Source organism: Pseudomonas flavocrustae (assembly GCF_029872515.1).
Classification (GTDB): Bacteria; Pseudomonadota; Gammaproteobacteria; order Pseudomonadales; family Pseudomonadaceae; genus Chryseomonas; species Chryseomonas aestiva.
In genome coordinates, this window is the sequence record NZ_JAPDIQ010000001.1 from 802,641 (window position 1) to 821,029 (window position 18,389).

Consider the following 18,389-nt stretch of genomic DNA (forward strand, 5'->3'; position numbering starts at 1 on the left):
TCGGGTGCCGGCGCGAACGGCTGCTGGGCCGCCGCAGACGACTGACGTCCGGATGGGTCGCGGTGAGCGAGGCGGGGCAGTGACGGGCAGGAAGGCAGCGGACGCCCAGCGGCAGGCGACTGGGCTGCGCGGAGAGGATGTCGCAGAACGGGAACGGCCGGCTGCAGCGCAGGGATGGCGGGGAGGACCTGGATCGGTCCTCCGCTCTGGCGGTCGAGCGCCGGGAGGGGGTTCAGGCCACCCGGAAGCGGCCGACCAGCGCCTGCTGCTGTTCGGCGAGACGCGCCAGTTCGCGACTGGTGACGGCGGTCTGCTCGGCACCGGCGCTGACCTGGATCACCAGGTCATTGATGTCGTTGACGTTGCGGCTGATCTCTTCGGCGACCTGGCTCTGCTGCTCGGCGGCCGAGGCGACCTGGATGTTGCGGTCGTTGATCAGGGTCACGCCCTCGGCGATCTCACCCAGCAGCTCGCCGGCGCGGACCACGTTGCTGGCACCGGTCTGTACCTGGCCGAGGGTCTCCTGCATGGCCTGGGTGGCGCGGTCGGAGCCGCTCTGCAGATTGCTGATCATCTGCTGGATGCTGCCGGTGGATTGCTGGGTCTTCTGCGCCAGGGAGCGCACCTCGTCGGCCACCACGGCGAAGCCTCGACCGGCTTCACCGGCGCGGGCGGCTTCGATGGCGGCGTTGAGGGCCAGCAGGTTGGTCTGCTCGGCAATGCCGCGGATCACGTCCAGCACCGAGGAGATGGCGTCGCTCTCGTGCTTGAGTTCGCCGATGATCTCCGAGGTCCGCTCGGCCTGCACCGACAGCCCCTGCACCAGGCCGATGGTGGCCTGCAATTCGCGGCGACCCTGGCTGGTGTTGCCCTCTACCTGGCGCGAGCCTTCGGCGGCTTCGGTGGTGCTGCGGGCGACGTCCTTGACCGTTGCGCTCATCTCGGCGATGGCAGTGGCCACCTGGTCGGTGCCCAGACGCTGCTGGGCGACGTTCTGGCTGGTCTGGAGGGCGACCGCCGAGGCCTCTTCCGCGGCGGTGGCGATCTGCACGGTAGCCGCGCCGATCTCCTGGATCACCTGGCCCAGCTCCTGGCTCATCAGGTTGAGGTTGCCAGTGATGGTGCCGAACTCGTCCCGGCCCTGATAGGCGCAGCGGGCGGTGAGGTCGCGGGTGGCGAGGCGGGTGAGGGTCGCGTTGACCTGCTCGACCGCCTGCTTGATGTTGCGGATGATCACCCAGGCCAGGGCCGAGACGGCCACCAGCACCAGCAGCACCAGGCCGAGGGTGATCCAGAGGTCGCGACTGGCCTTGGCGCGGGCCTGCTCGGCCTGGGCGCCGACGCTGGCGCCGAGGTCCGCCTCGACCTTGCCCATCAGATCGATGCGCTGGGTGGCCAGGTTGAACCAGTCTTCCGGCTTGACGCCCAGGGCGTCGCCCAGGGGGACGGTGAAGGCCAGTTGCTGGAGGCGGCTGACTTCCTGGGCGCTGGGTTGCTTGAAGGTGTCGTCGAGCTGGCGGATGAAATCGGGCGTGGCCTTGCGCTCGAAGGCGTCGGCATAGGCGGAGAATTCGCCCAGGTTGCGGGCGAAGCGCGACAGCAGACCGGCGTCGAAGCGATTCTGGTTGAAGGCCAGGCCCAGCAGCACGCGCTCGCGGCCGGCGCGTTCCTTCATCTCGACGAACAGGTTGAGGGCGCCCAGGGCGCGCAGGATGGCCGGATCGTCGACACCGGCTTCCAGCGAATGGGTGTAGCCGATCAGTGTCTTGATCAGATCGGTATAGGCCGCACCGGACTGGGTGCTGTTGAGCGCCAGGGCGTCGACCCTGGTGCGCAGATCGGCCAGACCATCCAGGGCGCGCAGCAGGCTCTGGATAGCGGCATCGCTACCGCTGGCCACCGCCTTGAGCGCGCCATGGGCCTGGTCGCTGTCCTGGCGGAAGGCCTTGAGCTTGTCCTGCATCGACTTGCCGCCGCTGCCCAGGAAGACGCCGCTGGCGCCCCGCTCACGCTGCAGGCTGGTGACCACGGCGCTGATGCGCTGCGCCGTGGCGCTGGCGGTAACGGTGTGCTCCATATCCTTGAAGGTTTCGTAGCGGTCGGCGGTGTAGAGTCCAGAGATCACCAGGAATCCAGCCAGCGGCAGGAGCAGGATCAGCAGCAGCTTGGTACTTAAGGGGGCATTCCTGAGCATCGTGGCATTCTCTGAGGCGTTCAGCGGGTACGCCGGCGGCAAGCGAGGAGCCGGCACGGGCAAGATCGATTCCGGTTATGTCGGCACCCGCAGACGAACCTTGATAGTCAGATTATTCATCCACGGGAGTGAGGCGGCGCGAGTAGCGCGGCCAGGCGGTACGGCGGCTGATGAAGAAGGCGCCCGGGAAGGCCGGGCGCTATCGTCAGACGTCAATCAGCCCAGTTGCGCCTGGAAGAGCAGAACGTAGCCGAGCATCAGCAGCGGCCAGCCCAGCACCGGCCCGAACACCAGGCGCCACAGCCAGAGCCGCGGCACGAAACCGACGCCATGGACCAGGCCGGCGGAGACACCCAGCATGACCCCCATCAGCAGTGGATGGCTGTAGTGGCCGCTGGCGTCGAGCATCAAGCCCGGGTGAATCATCAGCAGCAGCGCCAGGGGCGCCGCCAGCAGCAGGGACAGCGTCCGTCCTAGTGGGTGGACGCGGGGCAGGGCCTCAGCACTCGGCATCGTCATGGACATCGAGCTCCCGGGTGCTTTCCAGCCAGAGGGCGTTGATGATGCCGAAGCTCGCGGCGAGCAGGACACCGAGGATCCAGGTGAAGTACCACATGAAGGAGTCTCCTTGAGATCGGTGATCAGTAGAGGCCGTGGGGGTTGGCGTCGATGAAGCGGTCATCGACCTTGCCCCACATGCGCACGTAGCTCCACAGGGTGTAGGCCAGGATGAGCGGCACGAAAATGGCCGCGGCGACGAACATGATGCCCAAGGTCTTGTGGCTGGAGACGGCGTCCCAGACCGTCAGGCTGGAGGCCGGGTCCAGGCTCGACGGCAGCACGAAGGGAAACAGCGCGCAGCCGGCGGTGGCGAGGGTACCGACGATGGCCAGGGACGTGCCGGTGAAGGCCAGGCCGGCCTGGCGCCAGCTGCTGCCGAGCAGGGCCAGGACGCTGCCGAGCGCCGCCAGCACCGGGGCGAGCAGGGTCAGCGGCTGGGTATGGTAGTTGGCCAGCCAGCCCGGATTGCCGGCGGTCACCACCTTGTGCAGGGGATTCAGGGCGCTGCCCGGATCACCCTGGCTGACCAGCACGTAGCCGTCGAAGCCATAGGCCAGCCAGACACCGGCCAGACCGAAGGTGACGAGGTGGAGCAGGGCGCTCAGGCCGGTGGCGCGACGGGCGCGCTCGCCCAGCGCCTGGTGGGTGCGCAGCATCAGCCAACTGCCGCCATGGGCGCAGAGCATGGCCAGGCTGACCAGGCCGCTGAGCAGGGCGAAGGGGTTGAGCAGGGCGAAGAAGCTGCCGCTGTAGGTGGATCTCAGGGTGTCGTCGAGCTGGAAGGGTACACCCTGGAAGAGGTTGCCGAAGGCCACGCCGAACACCAGTGCCGGGACCAGGCTGCCGGTGAACAGGCCCCAGTCCCAGGCGCTGCGCCAGCGGGTGTTGTCCAGCTTGCTGCGGTAGTCGAAGCCCACCGGGCGCAGGAACAGCGCGAAGAGCACCAGCAGCAGCGCCCAGTAGAGGCCGGAGAAGGCCGTGGCATAGACCAGCGGCCAGGCGGCGAAGAGGGCGCCACCGGCGGTGATGAACCAGACCTGGTTGCCGTCCCAGTGCGGCGCGATGCTGTTGATGGCGGCGCGGCGCTCCTTGTCGGTCTTGCCGATCAGGGGCATCAGGATCATGGCACCCATGTCGAAACCGTCGGTGAGGGCGAAGCCGATCAGCAGCACGCCGATCAGCACCCACCAGGTGAGCTTGAGCACTTCATAGTCGAACATGGCGGTCTCCTCAGACGTTGGCCGGAGCGGCGGGCCTGCCCACGGCGGCCTGGCGCAGGGCGTCGCCGACCTGGGCAGCGCGTTCGTGGTAGTAGCGACCACTGTGCAGGCTGCTCGGGCCGAGGCGGGCGAAGCGGATCATCAGGTACATCTCCACGATCAGCAGCAGGGTGTAGAAGATCACCAGGGCGCCGATGGAACCGAGCAGATCGCCCGCGGCCAGGGTCGAGGCCGACAGATGGGTAGGCAGCACCTCGCTGATGGTCCAGGGCTGGCGGCCATGCTCGGCGACCCACCAGCCGGTCTGGGTGGCGATCCAGGGCAGCGGCAGGCTGAACAGGGCCCACTTCAGCAGCCAGGGCTTCTTCAGCTCGTTGCGCCGGGTCGAGGCCCAGAAGGCGCAGATGAACAGCGCCAGCATCAGCACGCCGCTGGCGACCATGAGGCGAAAGGTCCAGAACAGGCTGGCGACGCCGGGAATGGTGTCCCGCGCGGCCTGGCGGACCTGGTCGGGGGTGGCGGTGACGGGATCGTTGACGTATTTCTTCAACAGCAGGCCATAGCCCAGGTCGTGCCTGCGCGCGTCGAAGGCGGCGCGGGTGGCGGCGGAGTCATCGCCGGCGCGCAGTCGCTCCAGCAGGGCGTAGGCCTGGGCGCCATTGCGGACGCGGGCCTCGTATTGAGTGACCAGGTCCTTGATGCCGGTGACCTGTTCGGTGGTGGAGCGGGTGGCGATCAGGCCCATCAGATAGGGGATCTTCACCGCATAGTCGGTGCGCATCTCCTGTTGATTGGGGATGCCGAACAGGGTGAAGGAGGCCGGGGCTGCCTCGGTGTTCCACTCGGCTTCGATGGCGGCCAGCTTGACCTTCTGCACCTCGCCCACGCGATAGCCGGATTCGTCGCCCAGCACGATCACCGAGATGACCGCGGCAGTACCGAAGGCGGCGGCCACGGCAAAGGAGCGCCGGGCAAAGCCGATGTCGCGACCCTTGAGCAGGTAGTAGCTGGAGATCGCCAGCACGAAGATGGCGCCGGTGACGTAGCCCGAGGCCACGGTGTGGACGAACTTCACCTGGGCCACGGGGTTGAGCAGCAGGGCGCCGAAGTCGACCAGCTCCATGCGCATGGTCACGTAGTTGAATTCGGCGCCGACCGGATTCTGCATCCAGCCGTTGGCCACCAGGATCCACAGGGCGGACAGATTCGAGCCCAGGGCCACCAGCCAGGTGACCAGCAAGTGCTGACCCTTGGACAGGCGATCCCAGCCAAAGAAGAACAGCCCGATCAGGGTGGATTCCAGAAAGAAGGCCATCAGGCCCTCGATCGCCAGGGGCGCGCCGAAGATGTCGCCGACGTAGTGGGAGTAGTAGGCCCAGTTGGTGCCGAACTGGAACTCCATGGTCAGGCCGGTGGTGACGCCCAGGGCGAAGTTGATGCCGAACAGCTTGCCCCAGAACTGGGTCATGTCCTTGTAGACCTGTCTGCCGGTCATCACATAGACCGACTCCATGATCCCCAGGATCACCACCAGCCCCAGGGTCAGGGGCACGAAGATGAAGTGATACAGCGCGGTCATGCCGAATTGCAGGCGTGACAGGTCCACGACGGATTCCGAGATCATCCCGGCAATCTCCTCAAGCTAAAGGAAGGGGTGCTAGTCCAGCAGGTGGGCGCTGACCGCCTGGGTGGCGTCGGGCGGGACCGTGGGGGCGCTGAACCAGAGGCTCCTGATCACCATCAGCAGCGCCAGCTTGATCAGCAGGATGACCAAGAGTTCTTTGACCAGGCGTCCGTTCATGGCGACCTCGTGAGCCGTGGCGCCGCTCCGGGGCGGAGTGGCGACTGCCTGCAGGATGCGCCTGCTGGCCCTGGGCAAAACTGATCCAGATCAATTGGCCAGTGGCCAGCGCCTGGGGCAGGTTGTCGCAGCCGTTCAGGTCGGGTTCAGAGGGGTTAAGACAGCGTTAAGACGCCTGGGCGCAAGGTGGAACCGTGACTGACGCCGGACCGCCTGCCGCGGCGACGCCAGCCCCCGTGTTCAAGACAGGAGAATCCACCATGAACGTCTTCAACAAGATGGCCGCACTCGCCCTGCTCAGCACCGCCAGCTACACCGCCATGGCTGCCGAGATCAACGAAAGACGCGCCCAGGCCGCGCTGCAGCCCAAGCCGGCGCAAGCCGAAGTCGTGGCGGTTCAGCAGCAGGCACCGGCGCGCTGGGATCAGGTGCTCGATCCCCAGGCCTATGGCCAGGCCGCGGTGCGCTATCAGGCGCGGGCGGTCGATCCGGCGCTGTTGCAGGGCGTGACCTTCGGCTAGCGGCCCAGTCTGCATGCTATGTTGAATCCCTCGAGACGGGTGGAGAGGAGACGAAGATGCAGACGGTCGCAGCCGGGGAAGCGGGACTCAAGCCGCTACGCTGGGAGGCGCATGCCTGCCTGCCACTGGTGCCGGGGCAGGATATGTCCGGCTTGAGTCGCTACCACGAGGCCGGCTTCCATCACGTGTCGCTCAACGTCGGCATGGACATGACGCCTTTCGCGACGGTGCTGCGCACCCTCGCCGGCTTTCGCGCCTGGCTGGCCCGGCACGACGCGCACTTCTGTCCCGTCGGCACGGTGGCCGACCTGCAGCGTGCGCGCGAGCAAGGCAAGCTGGCGGTTTCCTTCGATCTCGAAGGCTCGACCATGCTGCTCGACGACCCGGCGATGGTCGGGCTCTATGCCTCCCTGGGGGTGCGCCAGATGCTGCTCGCCTACAACCGCGATAACGCCTGCGCCGGGGGTTGCCACGGCGCAGGCGGCGGTCTGACGGCGCTGGGTCGCGCGGTGGTGGCGGCCGGCAATGCGGCGGGCATCACCCTCGACTGCGCCCACGCCAGCGAGCGCGCCAGCCTGGAGATCATGGCGGTCTCGACGCGGCCAGTGGTCTTTTCCCACACCAACATCAAGGCTCTCCACGACCATCCCCGGACGATCAGTGATCGGCAGATCCGCGCCTGTGCCGACCAGGATGGGGTGATCGGCCTGACCGGGCTAGGCATCTTTCTGGGCGATCCCTCGGCCTCGGTGGCCAGCTATGTCCGCCAGATCGACTACCTGGCGGAGCGGGTCGGGACCCGGCATATCGGCATCGGACTGGATACCGAGCTGTGCCCGGCCGACCATGACCTTCCCGCTGGTGTCGACGCTGAAGACTGGTGGCCGGCACGCCACTATGGACAGCCGCACGGTCATACCCAGCTGCAACCCGAGGCGCTGCCTGAACTGGTCAGCCAACTGACGGGTCGGGGCTACACCTCCGCTGACATCGACGCCATCCTGGGCGGGAATTTCCTGCGCATCGCGAGCCAGACCTGGCCGTCTTCGGCTACCTGAATCCAGTCGCAAGGCGCTTTCCCTGGCCTAGACGTACTGCGCCGCCGCATAACCCGAAGCCCAGGCCCACTGGAAGTTGAAACCGCCCAGGTGGCCGGTGACGTCCAGCACCTCGCCGATGAAGTACAGGCCGGGCGACTTGAGCGACTCCAGGGTCTTGGACGAGACCTCGCGAGTGTCGACGCCGCCCAGGGTGACCTCGGCGGTGCGATAGCCCTCGGTGCCCGCCGGGACCAGTTGCCAGTCGTGCAGCCGTGCGGCGATGGCCTTGAGTTCGTCGGGGGTGTACTGCTTCAGGGGCTTGGACTGGAACCAGCTGTCGGCGAGCAGGGTGGCCATCTTCTTGGTGAACAGCTCGCCGAGCAGCGTCTTGAGTTCGCTGTTGGGGCGCGCCTGGCGCTGTTCGGCGAGCCATAGGGCCAGGTCGAGGTGCGGCAGCAGGTCGATGCTGAGGCTGTCGCCGGGTTGCCAGTAGGAGGAGATCTGCAGGATCGCCGGACCGCTGAGGCCGCGGTGGGTGAACAGCAGATTCTCGACGAAGCTCTGGCCGTTGCAGCTGATCCGGCAATCTTCCACCGCCGTGCCGGACAGGGCGCTGCAGAATTCCTTGAGCTGCGGATCGGTGATGGTGAAGGGCACCAGGCCGGCACGGGTCGGCAGCAGCTGATGGCCGAACTGGCGGGCGACCTGATAACCGAAGCCGGTGGCGCCCAGGGTCGGGATCGACAGGCCACCGGTGGCGATCACCAGGGATTCGCCGCGCACCGGGCCCAGGCTGGTCTGCAGCTGATAGCCGCCCGGGTCGAGGCGGGTGATCTCCTGCACCGAGGTCTCCAGGCGGATGTCGACGCCGCCGCGCTCGCATTCGTCCAGCAGCAGGGCGAGGATGTCGCTGGCCTTGTTGTCGCAGAACAGCTGGCCGAGCTTCTTCTCGTGATAGGGCACGCCGTGCTTGGCCACCAGGGCGATGAAGTCCCACTGGGTATAGCGGGCCAGGGCCGACTTGCAGAAATGCGCGTTCTGCGAGAGGAAGTTGGCGGGCTCGCAATAGAGGTTGGTGAAGTTGCAGCGGCCGCCGCCGGACATGAGGATCTTCTTGCCGGCCTTGTTGGCGTGGTCGAGCACCAGGACCCGGCGCCCGCGCGCGGCGGCGCTCAGGGCGCACATCAAACCGGCCGCGCCGGCACCGATGATGATGACCTGGGTATCGAACACTGCGACTCCTTACCGATAGAAAGAGGGCCACTGGCCCGCGGCGGCGCATGTTACCCGATCGCCAGGGCGGGGTGGGGGGCCGCTGTCGGCGCGTTCCGGTACGCCGTCGCGCCCGACCCCCCCGGGGCGTAGCGGCCAGCCAGCCGCGCGCTAGGTGGTCAGGTGCGTCTCGCGCTCGGCGAGGATCTCCTGCAGCCGGCGAGACAGGGCGTCCGCCGAGTAGGGCTTGTGGATCAGCTCGAAGCCCTGGGCGCCATGGGTCGCCAGCACGTGGCTGTAGCCCGAGGTCAGCAGGATCGGCAGGCTGCGATAGAGGCGTCTGATCTCGATGGCCAGTTCCAGCCCGCTCATGCCGGGCATGACGACATCCGAGAAGACCACATCGAACCGGCCAGGCTGGTCGGCGAGCAGGGCGAGGGCGCGCTCGGCATTGGCGGCCAGCACCGCGTGATAGCCGAGATCGCTCAGCAGGTCGACGGCGAAGCTGCCGACCTCGAGATTGTCTTCGACCACCAGGACGGTGACCCCGCCGCCATCGGCGGTTGCCACGGCATCATCCAGGGGCGGTGGCTGTCCGGTTGCCGGCGCTATCGGCAGATAGAGGTGGAAGGTCGTGCCGCGACCGACCTCGCTGGTGACCCGCACCTCGCCACCGGACTGCTTGATGAAGCCGAACACCTGGCTCAGGCCGAGACCGGTGCCCTGGCCGACTCTCTTGGTGGTGAAGAAGGGTTCGAAGATCTGTTCCAGGTGCTCCCGGACGATACCGCTGCCATTATCCGTCAGGGCGACGACTACGGCCGGGAGGGCCAGGGCCGGCTGGGTGGCAGTGGCCGGAATGCTGGCGACGGTGCCGACGCTGATGGTCAGGCGCCCCGCATCGCTCATGGCGTCCCGGGCGTTCACCGCGATGTTCACCAGGGCGGTATCGAACTGGCTGGGGTCGGCATAGACCAGGCAGGGGTCGTCGCTGACCTCGAGTGCGATGCCGACCTGCGAGCCGAGCAGGGTTTCCAGCATGTCGCTCATGGCCAGGACATTGTCCCGGGCGGAAAACACTTCGGGAGCCAGCGTCTGGCGGCGAGCGAAGGCCAGGAGTTGCCCGGTCAATCTGGCGGCGCGATCCACTGTGGTGGAGATCGCCTCCAGATAGCGTTCGCGGCGGGCGTCGCTGAGGTTGGGGCGCTTGAGCAGGTCGCAGGAGGTGCGGGCGACGGTGAGCAGGTTGTTGAAGTCATGGGCCACGCCACCGGTGAGCTGGCCGATGGCTTCCATCTTCTGCGCCTGGCGCAGGGCATCCTCGGCGGCCGCGAGATCCAGCGTCTGCTGGCGTTGCTGGGTCACGTCGCGCACGGTGGCGTAGATCAGGTCGCCATTGCGCGTGGCATTCCAGGAAAACCAGCGGTAGGACCCGTCGCGGTGGCGATAGCGATTTTCGAAGTTGGCCAGCGCGATGCCCTGCTTGATATCCCGGAACGCCTGGCGCGTGGCGACGAGATCGTCATCGTGGACGAAGGTCAGGAAGGGGCGGGCCTTGAGCGCTTCGAGCGACCAGCCCAGGGTCGCCGTCCAGGCCGGGTTGAGGTTGACGAAGAAGCCCTCGAGGTCAGCCACGCACAGCGGATCGGTGGAGCGGTTCCAGATCTGATCACGTTCGGCGGTGCGCTCCGAGATGCGTCGCTCCAGCTCGTCGTTGAGCGCCGCGATGGCTTCGACCCTGGCCTGCTGGGCCTGCTGGGCGAGGATGCGACTGCTGATGTCGCGGGAGATGCAGACGATCTTCACCTCGCCGGTGCCGGCCACCACGAAGGGTGAGCAGGAGACCTCCCACCAGCGCGGCTCGCCGCGGGCGGTGGGGCAGAAACCTTCGACCCGGGTGGTCTGGCCGGTAGCGGCACGCGCGACGGCGTGGCGGATCTTCGCGACCTCCGCGTCGGGCCAGAGCGCGGCGTACTCGCGGCCCATCACCTGATCGACGGACTGCAGCTGGTTGAGCTCCAGGCCCTGGGCGTTCATGAATTCGATATGACCCCCGGCGGAGAGGACCTTGACGCAGTCCAGGCTGGCCTGGAGCAGGCTGCGGGAAAAGCCCTCGCTGTGCAGGACGTTGCGGGCGGCAACAAAGCGGCGCTGGGCGCCGATCTCCAGCGCAATCATGCCAGCGAAGAGTTCGAAGGCGGACAGGATCTCGGGGCTACTGGGTTTGGCCGGCTTGGGGTCGATGGCGCAGAGGGTGCCGAAGAAACTGCCATCGTCCAGCACGATGGGGACCGAGATATAGCTGCGCAGGCCGTAGCGCAGCGGCGTGTGATGGTCGCGATAGCAGTCGTCCTGCGCCACGTCGTCGATCACCACGGGCTGGCGATGATCGCGGATCTCGTCGCAGATGGTCGACTTGAGCTCCAGCTCGCCACCGGACTCGAGGCCGAAGCCGATCAGGTCGAGGGTGCTGCAGGCGATCCAGCGATCATCGGTCACCCGGGCGACGGCGGCGAAGCCCATGCCGGTCATCCGGCAGACCACATCCAGGATCTTGGGTACCGCGGCGATCTCGGCGATGAGATCGATGTCCTGGGTCAGGCCATACGAGGGGACTGGAGTCGAGGTGAGGATGCTCATCGGGTCGCTCGTACGGTGCCCTGCCCGGGCAACGGGGAAGATGGCGAGCGACAGTCTGAAGCCTCCGGCACGGATGCCAGAGGGATTCGTCACAGGCCGTGCGCGGCCAGTATAGCGAGCATCCAAGCGAAGCGGGTGACGGGATGCCCGCCAGTTTGCGATGGGCATCTCCGTCTCTCACCTGAGACCGTGGCGGGCCTTGCCGTGCGCCCCGGGCCTCAGCGACTGCCCGCCAGCGGCGGCCGCCGTCCCGCCCAGGGTTGCGCGCGCTCCAGCTGGGCGGCCAGCGCCAGCAGGGTGCCTTCCTCGCCAAAGCGCGCGGCGAAGTGGCTGCCCAGTGGCAGGCCATTGGCGGTCCACCAGAGCGGCACCGACATGGCTGGCTGGCCACTGGCGTTGAACAGGGCGGTGAAGGGCGAATAGCTGTGGAAGGCGGCGATGGCCTCGGCCAGCGAGCGTTCCTGGTGGTCGCCATCCAGCTCGCCCAGCCGCGGCGGTTCGCGGGTCAGGGTGGGGGTGAGGATGACGTCATGGTCGGTGAGAAAGCGTGCCAGGGTCCGGCCCAGGGCATGCAGGCCTTCCACCGCGGCAGCGTAGCGATGGGCGGGGATGTCGCCCCGTTCGCGCAGGATCACCCGGGTACGGGCGTCCAGCTCCTCGTCGCTGACCGGGGCACCGCGCATCGCGCCGAGCACCTGCAGGTAGTGACGGGTGCTGGGACCGATGATGTCGAACACCTGGTCGAGAAAGCGGGGCAGGTCCACCGGCAGGGTCGCCGGCTCGACGTGGTGGCCAAGGCTTTCGCACAGTCGGGCGGTGTGGCGCACCGCGGCCAGGGCCTCGGGTCCGCTCGGCCAGGGTGCCAGGTGCTCGACCAGGGCGATGCGCAGCGGGCGGGGATCGCGCTCCAGCAGGCTGGCGAAGGGTACGTCGTGGGCCGGTGCCGCATAGGGCGCGCCCAGGTCGGCGCCAGCGGTGGCATCCAGCAGCAGGGCGCTGTCGCGCACCGACAGGCTCATGGCGTGGGGCGTGCCCATGCCGGCCCAGCCTTCACCGACCATGGGCCCGGAAGGCATCCGTCCGCGGCTGGGCTTGAGACCGAAGATCCCGCAGCAGGACGCCGGCACCCGCAGCGAGCCGCCGCCATCGTTGCCATGGGCGAAGGGCACCACCCGCGCGGCGACCAGGGCAGCCGCGCCGCCACTGGAGCCACCGGCGCTGTGGGCCGGATTCCAGGGATTGGCGGTGGCGCCGAAGCGCCGCGATTCGGTGCTGTAGGAGGTACCGAATTCCGGCGAGGTGGTGGTGCCGACGAACAGGCAGCCGGCCTGGCGCAGGCGGCTGACCAATTCACAGTCGAAATCCGGGCGGGCTTCGCCCAGGGCCAGGGAGCCATTGGTCATGCGGGCGCCGGCCAGGGGGGTGAAGAGGTCCTTGACCAGGGTCGGGACTCCGGCGAAGGGGGCCTCGACATCGAGCGGCGCCCGGGCCGCGGCGCGGGCCTGGTCATAGAGTCGTTCGCTCACGGCGTTGAGACCGGGCTCAACGGTGTCCAGGCGCTCGATGACCGCTTCGAGCAATTCGCTCGCCGTGATCTCGCGCTGCCGCAGCAGCGTCGCCAGGCCGTGGCCGTCCTGGGTGTCCAGCAGGGATTGCAGGCTGTGCATGGAAAAATCCTCGATCAGAATTCAGGAAGAGCGCGACGGAGCGGGCAGGGCGGCCTTGCGCCGCAGCAGGGCGACGGCCGCCCAGACCAGTGCGGCGACCAAAGCGGCGCTGGCGAGGGTACGGATGGCCAGGTGCAGATCGCCGGTGAAGGGCAGGAGCACTGCCACCACCAGGGGACTGGCGAACTGACCCAGGTAGAGGCAGCCGGTGTAGCCGCCCATGCCGCGGCCCCGGGCCCGGGCGCTCAGGGCGCCCATCACCGGTGCCATGGTGTTGGGCACCAGCATGCCGACGCCCAGGCCGTGGACGGTCACCGCCACCAGCACGGCTTCGTAGCTGCGGGCGTTCACCAGCAGCCAGAGGCCGCTGCCCATGCAGGCCAGCAGCACGGCGTTGCAGCCGGCCAGGCCCCACCGGCGGCGCAGCAGCGGCCAGAGCAGCGGGCCGCCCAGGGTCGCCAGCAGGCCAAGGCCCGCCGAGGCGCCGATCAGGGTGCTGGAGGTGATGCCCAGTTGCACCAGCAGCAGCGGACTCTGGATGGGCACTACCACGCTGAGCACCATGCCGGCGAAGACCAGCAGGTAGTTGACGATCAGGGGCAGCGGCGCACTGTGCTGGGGGCCTTCGTCGGCGCCGCTGGTGACCTGGGCGCGGATTGGTTCCCACAGCAGCCGCAGCATGAAGGGCACCAGCAGCAGCGGTAGCAGATAGAGGTAGAAGGGCGTGCGCCAGGAGTGCTCGCCCAGGGCGCCGCCAACCACATAGAACAGCGAGCCCACCAGGCTGATGGCGATGACCTGGCCATTGACGTAGGCCAGCCGCCGGCTGCCCTGCCAGTAGTCGGCGATCAGGGTCACGCAACAGGTCATCACCGCGGCCTCGGCCAAACCGAAGACCAGGCGGGTGAGGGTGATGGCCGGCAATGATTGCAGCAGCGCCGGCAGCATGCCGAGCAGGGCGTAGCAGAAGGTGGCGATGATCAGCAGCCGCTTGCGACCCAGGCGGTCGGCCAGCCAGCCGGCCAGGGGCGCGAAGAGGGCGATGGCCAGGGCCGGCCCGGTCATCGCCAGGGGGATCAGCAGATCGGCGCGGGGTTCGACGGGACCGAATTCGGCGCCCAGCTTGGGGATGATCGGGGCGACCATTACCGAACCCATGATGGTCAGGCTGCTGCCGAGCAGGAGCACGGCACCCTGGCGCCGGCCGGGGGTGGGGCGGGGGGAGGCGGTGGCGGTCATGGACGGATCCTCAGAAGCTGTGGGAGAGCCGCACGGCGAAGGCGTAGCCTTCGGCGCGGTTGCGGGCGTCGACCTCCTTGTAGAGGTGCACCCAGACCGCTGGCAGGCCAGGTTGGAAGAAGCTCAGCGCCGGTCCCAGCGCCAGTACCCGGGCGCGATTGCCGCGGGTGAGGCCGGGGGCGTCGTCGTCGGTGAGCTGGCGGTAGTAGTAGCCGCCCAGGCCCGCGGTCCAGGGGCCGAAGTGCTGACCCACGGCGAATTCGTGGCGGTATTCCGTGCCGCTGCGGTAGTCGGTGGCGGGGTTACGGCTGTTGAAGTCGGTCTGGAAGCTGGACGACACCTCGAATCCCGAATCGCTGATGTAGCTCAGGTTGAGCATCGGCGAGACGGTCCAGTGGTTGGTGCCCGGATTTACCAGTCGATTCTTTTCGTAATCCCCGGTGGGCGCCTGCACCTGAAACCAGAAGTTCACCCCCAGATTGCGCGAGGGCTCCCACTGCAGGATCAGCGGAATGACCTGGATGTCGGCCTGGCGGAAGAGCGTGGCGCTGTCGGCAAACACCGGAACGCCGTTGGCCTTGACGGTGAGGTCCGCGTCCATCCTGAAGAAGGGCTGGACCCCACCGAAACCATAGCGAGCGCCCAGGACGCGGGTATCGGTCATCTTCAGGTAGGCCAGGCCCAGGGAGAGGACGTCGATGGAAAAGTCATTGCCGTTGTCGCGACCGTGGCTGTCGCGGATGGAGGTGGCGCGATAGAAGTTGCTGCGCAGACCCAGGGTGCCGTGGGGCGTCGGCGGCGGGGTGAAGCCGGCGCCGAAATCGTAGACGCCGAAGGCGGTGGTGGGCGAGCCGCTTTCGGTGGCGTGGGTCGCGGCGGTCAGCCCCAGGACGGCGAGGCCGACGGCAAGGGCGTGGAGCGGACGGGTAACGTTCATGGAGTTCCCTCTTCTTATTGGCCACTCGAGCCTGAGGGAAAGCCGTTATCCGCCGTTAGCCAGATTCAGCACTTCTGCGTGGCGGTCTTGAGGGTGGTGGAGGGCAACTGGCCGAACAGCCTCCGGTAGTCGCGAGCGAAGCGGCTGAGGTGACAGAAACCCCACCGGGCGGCGACGTCCTGCACCGATTCGCCTGCTCCCCGGCGCAGCGCGCGATGGGCCGCATTAAGACGCAGGGTGCGCAGGTAGGCGACCGGATTGATGCCCAGCGTCTCCTGGAAGCAGTACTGCAGCTTGCGGCGGCTGGCACCGACGCGATTGCACAGCTCCAGGATACTGGGCGGCTGGTCCGGATGGGCCAGGGCGTATTCCCGCGCCCGCCGCACCATGCGCAGCCGCGCGCTAGGTGCCAGCTCATGGGGTTCGCTGGTGTCGAGCAGATCGAGCAGGTGCAGCAGCACGGTGTCGCGCAGGGTCGCGCGGGTGCGCGGATGGTCCAGCCAGGTCTGGATTTCCGCTTCCGGGGCGAAGAGTTGATGGGCCAGGGCGGCCAGCTGCCCATGGGCACAGCCGGTAGGGAGGCGATAGCAGCCGGACAGGTCGCGCACGTCGAGAGCGCTGTGCTGGCAGGCCAGCAGGCGCGCCATCTCGGCTTCCTGCAGATTGATGCAGAGCAGATCGAGATTGGCCGGGGTACGCAGCTCCGGCAGATTGTCGCCACGCGCCACCAGTAGCTGGGCCTCGTGCAAGGTATGGCCGCCGCAGTGCAGGGCGCCGGCGTCACGCATGGGCAGGCTGAAGGTCAGGGTGTTCCCCTGGGCCTCGCCGCTCTTGAGCATGGCCTGGTTGGAGCGATCCCGCAGCAGGCTGAGGCCGTCCAGCCAGAGATCGCTGAGTTCGCCGTGGAAGCGACCCGACGACAGCTGATCGTATTGCATGTGCCAGCCCTCGACGCATAGCGCATGCTCGTCGATGTCACCGGTATACCGATGCCGGACGCGCGGCGGTAACGCGAGGGAGCCGTCTTGGTGCATTTGGGAAACCTTTTGGGTCGCAAAGGGCCGTTGGCGCGGGAGCTACAAGTTTCGTACCTCAAGGCCGGTTTACGCGACAAAGGTGCCAAATTTGGCTATTGGCAGACCGCCGTTCTATCCCCGCTATGGGAGAGTCCTTGGGACGGGCTGGTGGTCGATCCGCCAGCTGGCTATCGCGCTTTTCCTGGGTGCGCGAGCAAAGCCAGGCTGCCAAAGGGTCCGATAGTGGCTTGAGCGAACGTATAAAGTGCAACTACCTCCGATGTTTGCACCAGGTTGGCGCGAAGTCGTCGCAGCGACCCTCGCAAAACCAGGCCGGCAAATGCTGGCGTACAATTTGCTTTGCTCCTGGCAGGTGTAACGCCTCTGCGCCGGCCTCGCTTCCAAAGATGCAAGCGATTCCGCCGACACCGCCTTATCGTTTCCGCCGCCAGTGCTGCCGGCTCGGACCTCGCCCCAGCGACGTTCTGTCCTGTACCCCTTACGCTGCCTTAGAGGCGGACGATTGCGGTATCCGGAGCACAGTTATGCCCATTGTTACCCAGACGCACGGCCATAACGTTGGCCTTTTGTTCTCACGTCACAGCATGACCGCTGCCGTCGAGACGACGCAGGCCCAGGCCAGCGCTCTTGCCATTGACGAGATCAATCAACAGGGCGGGATTCTGGGACAGCCTATCTCGGCTCTGCTGCCCGACATCGGGGCAAGTCCCGACCATTACCGTCTGGCAGCTTTGCGGCTCTGTGACGACCATTCCGTACAAGCGCTGTTCGGCACTCACATGTCGAGCACCCGTAAGGCGGTGCTGCCGGTCATCGAAAGCCGCCGGGTTCCGTTGTTCTATCCCACGCTCTATGAGGGCTTCGAGTTTTCGCCACTGTGCTGGTATACCGGAGCGACACCGAATCAGAACGCCTTTGCCCTTGCCCGCTATGTGATGGCCCAGTACGGCAAGCGCGTACTGTTCGTTGGAGTGCCCTACATCTATCCGGTGGAATCGAACCGGGTGATGCGCGAATTGTTTCAGCAGGCCGGCGGTGAGGTGCTCGACGAAATCTATCTGCCGTTCGGTGCCTCCGTCGAGCGCTATCAGCAGGTCATGGACCGAGTCGTCGCGCTCGCACCGGACGCTATCTATTCCACGGTGGTGGGTGCAGACATCCCCACGCTTTACGGCGCCTACTACCAGGCGGGACTGGATCCAGCGCGGATGCCCATCATCAGCCTGTCGACCAACGAGGCGGAGGTCGCGCAGATGCCGCCCGCCCACGCTGCTGGGCACCTCTGTGCCGCACCCTGGTTCGATACGGTGCAAACCCCTGCCAGTCTGGCGTTCGTGGGTGCCTATCGGGCGCGCCATGGTGCCAACGCGCCTATCACCGCTGCGGCTGAAGCGGCGTACTTCCAGGTGCACCTCTATGCCAAGGCGGTAGAGGTCGCCGGTAGCAGCGAACCGGGTGCCCTGCGCGAGGCCCTGACCCAGGTACGGATAGAGGCGCCTCAAGGGCAGGTACACCTCGACGGTGAAACCCAGCACTGCTGGCTATGGCCCCGGGTAGCAAAACTTGATAGCCAAGGTCGTTTCGTCATCGTCGAGGGGACGGCCCGAGCGCTGCGTCCTTGTCCCTATCTGCTCGACTATGACTTGCAGGGCTGCTTATGACAGCCGCTTCGCTTCTGAGTGAACTCAAGGATCTGCGGGTGCTGGTACTGCACCCGCAGGATGCCGAGGCGCGGCTGGTGGTCGGGCAGTTGCAGCGCATAGGTTGCAAGGTCCAACAGGTTTGGCCAGTGCCGACGGCGCTTCCTGGTGAGACTGATGTGGTCTTGTTGTCGATCGAGCTGGATCAGCGCGCCGCTATCGATGTGCTGGTTGCTGGCCTTGACGAGCAGGCGCCGCCGGTGATTGCCATTGTCGGTTATGAAAGCCCGAGCATGCTCGAACTGGTGCTTAGCGCCCAGCCGGCGGCCGTGATCGAGCGTCCGCTGAAACCCTTCGGCCTGCTCACTCAATTGATCATGGCCCGTGCCACCTGGCGGCGCCGTATGGAGCTGCTTAAGCAGCTGCGCAAACTCGAGGTCCGACAGTCGGCGGTCGGCCGGGTAGCCATGGCAAAGATGCTGCTGATCGCCCGCCATGGCATCAGCGAGGACGAAGCGCACAAACGCATCCAGCGGCAAGCCATGGCGCAGCGCAGCTCGGTGGAAGTCGTGGCGCGCGCCATCATCGAGCATGAACCCGTCCCACGCGGCCCCCCCTGACCGCACACCCTGTCGTTCCACTTAACGCTAACCCGTTCAGGTCACGGCATTGTTGCCGTT

Annotated in this window: 16 protein-coding genes; 4 read left to right on the top strand and 12 right to left on the bottom strand. The window is 67.0% G+C overall.

The window, feature by feature from the left end:
• Positions 1–232: 232 nt before the first annotated feature.
• The 6 genes from OMP44_RS03695 to cydP form a co-directional block, all read right to left on the bottom strand.
• The gene (locus OMP44_RS03695) at positions 233–2,194 is read right to left on the bottom strand and encodes a methyl-accepting chemotaxis protein (protein ID WP_280306513.1); all 1,962 of its coding nucleotides are present in this window, start codon (positions 2,192–2,194) and stop codon (positions 233–235) included.
• A gap of 216 nt (positions 2,195–2,410) precedes the next feature.
• Complete coding sequence (locus OMP44_RS03700; RefSeq protein ID WP_133861251.1) at positions 2,411–2,707, bottom strand: cyd operon YbgE family protein; 297 nt, start codon at positions 2,705–2,707, stop codon at positions 2,411–2,413.
• Positions 2,694–2,810 carry a cytochrome bd-I oxidase subunit CydX gene (cydX, locus tag OMP44_RS03705; RefSeq protein WP_007158843.1) on the bottom strand — a complete coding sequence of 39 codons (117 nt, stop codon included), beginning with the start codon at positions 2,808–2,810 and terminating at the stop codon, positions 2,694–2,696. Before cydX ends, OMP44_RS03700 begins: the two co-directional genes overlap by 14 nt.
• A 25-nt stretch (positions 2,811–2,835) precedes the next feature.
• A complete protein-coding gene (cydB, locus tag OMP44_RS03710; RefSeq protein WP_280306516.1) occupies positions 2,836–3,975 on the bottom strand; it encodes a cytochrome d ubiquinol oxidase subunit II in 1,140 nt (379 codons plus the stop codon).
• 10 nt (positions 3,976–3,985) lie between these two features.
• Positions 3,986–5,599 (bottom strand): cytochrome ubiquinol oxidase subunit I, encoded by a 1,614-nt coding sequence (locus OMP44_RS03715; protein ID WP_280306517.1) that lies wholly within the window; start codon positions 5,597–5,599, stop codon positions 3,986–3,988.
• A 33-nt stretch (positions 5,600–5,632) separates the two neighbouring features.
• A complete protein-coding gene (cydP, locus tag OMP44_RS03720; RefSeq protein ID WP_166655895.1) occupies positions 5,633–5,776 on the bottom strand; it encodes a cytochrome oxidase putative small subunit CydP in 144 nt (47 codons plus the stop codon).
• A 260-nt stretch (positions 5,777–6,036) separates the two neighbouring features.
• Here cydP and OMP44_RS03725 point away from each other — a divergent pair, with 260 nt between their 5' ends.
• Together OMP44_RS03725 and OMP44_RS03730 are read left to right on the top strand one after the other, a co-directional pair.
• Positions 6,037–6,297, top strand: coding sequence for a hypothetical protein (locus OMP44_RS03725; RefSeq protein WP_280306520.1), 261 nt, complete (start codon positions 6,037–6,039; stop codon positions 6,295–6,297).
• Positions 6,298–6,353: 56 nt separating this feature from the next.
• Positions 6,354–7,355, top strand: a complete 1,002-nt coding sequence (locus tag OMP44_RS03730) for a dipeptidase (RefSeq protein WP_280306521.1) — start codon at positions 6,354–6,356, stop codon at positions 7,353–7,355.
• A 27-nt stretch (positions 7,356–7,382) separates the two neighbouring features.
• On the opposite strand, the gene OMP44_RS03735 is transcribed toward OMP44_RS03730, so the two are convergent.
• From OMP44_RS03735 to OMP44_RS03760, 6 genes are all read right to left on the bottom strand, one after another.
• Positions 7,383–8,570: a BaiN/RdsA family NAD(P)/FAD-dependent oxidoreductase gene (locus tag OMP44_RS03735; RefSeq protein ID WP_273862210.1), complete on the bottom strand. Its 1,188-nt coding sequence runs from the start codon at positions 8,568–8,570 to the stop codon at positions 7,383–7,385.
• A gap of 150 nt (positions 8,571–8,720) precedes the next feature.
• Positions 8,721–11,189 (bottom strand): PAS domain-containing protein, encoded by a 2,469-nt coding sequence (locus OMP44_RS03740; protein ID WP_280306523.1) that lies wholly within the window; start codon positions 11,187–11,189, stop codon positions 8,721–8,723.
• 218 nt (positions 11,190–11,407) lie between these two features.
• Complete coding sequence (locus tag OMP44_RS03745) at positions 11,408–12,856, bottom strand: amidase (protein WP_280306525.1); 1,449 nt, start codon at positions 12,854–12,856, stop codon at positions 11,408–11,410.
• 21 nt (positions 12,857–12,877) lie between these two features.
• Positions 12,878–14,095: an MFS transporter gene (locus OMP44_RS03750; RefSeq protein ID WP_187979596.1), complete on the bottom strand. Its 1,218-nt coding sequence runs from the start codon at positions 14,093–14,095 to the stop codon at positions 12,878–12,880.
• Between the two features lie 10 nt (positions 14,096–14,105).
• Entirely contained in the window at positions 14,106–15,032 is a 927-nt protein-coding gene (locus OMP44_RS03755) for a SphA family protein (RefSeq protein WP_280306526.1), read from the bottom strand.
• A 65-nt stretch (positions 15,033–15,097) separates the two neighbouring features.
• Complete coding sequence (locus tag OMP44_RS03760; protein WP_280306527.1) at positions 15,098–16,066, bottom strand: helix-turn-helix domain-containing protein; 969 nt, start codon at positions 16,064–16,066, stop codon at positions 15,098–15,100.
• Between the two features lie 527 nt (positions 16,067–16,593).
• Here OMP44_RS03760 and OMP44_RS03765 point away from each other — a divergent pair.
• Positions 16,594–17,730, top strand: a complete 1,137-nt coding sequence (locus OMP44_RS03765) for a transporter substrate-binding domain-containing protein (protein WP_273862207.1) — start codon at positions 16,594–16,596, stop codon at positions 17,728–17,730.
• Positions 17,727–18,329, top strand: coding sequence for an ANTAR domain-containing response regulator (locus tag OMP44_RS03770; RefSeq protein WP_280306529.1), 603 nt, complete (start codon positions 17,727–17,729; stop codon positions 18,327–18,329). The genes OMP44_RS03765 and OMP44_RS03770 overlap by 4 nt, the downstream gene beginning before the upstream one ends.
• Positions 18,330–18,389: the final 60 nt, after the last annotated feature.

Coding starts and splice junctions, on each gene's coding strand:
- OMP44_RS03695 (WP_280306513.1), bottom strand. CDS start 2,194: ATGCTCAGGAATGCCCCCTTAAGTACCAAGCTGCTGCTGATCCTGCTC.
- OMP44_RS03700 (WP_133861251.1), bottom strand. CDS start 2,707: ATGCCGAGTGCTGAGGCCCTGCCCCGCGTCCACCCACTAGGACGGACG.
- cydX (WP_007158843.1), bottom strand. CDS start 2,810: ATGTGGTACTTCACCTGGATCCTCGGTGTCCTGCTCGCCGCGAGCTTC.
- cydB (WP_280306516.1), bottom strand. CDS start 3,975: ATGTTCGACTATGAAGTGCTCAAGCTCACCTGGTGGGTGCTGATCGGC.
- OMP44_RS03715 (WP_280306517.1), bottom strand. CDS start 5,599: ATGATCTCGGAATCCGTCGTGGACCTGTCACGCCTGCAATTCGGCATG.
- cydP (WP_166655895.1), bottom strand. CDS start 5,776: ATGAACGGACGCCTGGTCAAAGAACTCTTGGTCATCCTGCTGATCAAG.
- OMP44_RS03725 (WP_280306520.1), top strand. CDS start 6,037: ATGAACGTCTTCAACAAGATGGCCGCACTCGCCCTGCTCAGCACCGCC.
- OMP44_RS03730 (WP_280306521.1), top strand. CDS start 6,354: ATGCAGACGGTCGCAGCCGGGGAAGCGGGACTCAAGCCGCTACGCTGG.
- OMP44_RS03740 (WP_280306523.1), bottom strand. CDS start 11,189: ATGAGCATCCTCACCTCGACTCCAGTCCCCTCGTATGGCCTGACCCAG.
- OMP44_RS03745 (WP_280306525.1), bottom strand. CDS start 12,856: ATGCACAGCCTGCAATCCCTGCTGGACACCCAGGACGGCCACGGCCTG.
- OMP44_RS03750 (WP_187979596.1), bottom strand. CDS start 14,095: ATGACCGCCACCGCCTCCCCCCGCCCCACCCCCGGCCGGCGCCAGGGT.
- OMP44_RS03755 (WP_280306526.1), bottom strand. CDS start 15,032: ATGAACGTTACCCGTCCGCTCCACGCCCTTGCCGTCGGCCTCGCCGTC.
- OMP44_RS03760 (WP_280306527.1), bottom strand. CDS start 16,066: ATGCACCAAGACGGCTCCCTCGCGTTACCGCCGCGCGTCCGGCATCGG.
- OMP44_RS03765 (WP_273862207.1), top strand. CDS start 16,594: ATGCCCATTGTTACCCAGACGCACGGCCATAACGTTGGCCTTTTGTTC.
- OMP44_RS03770 (WP_280306529.1), top strand. CDS start 17,727: ATGACAGCCGCTTCGCTTCTGAGTGAACTCAAGGATCTGCGGGTGCTG.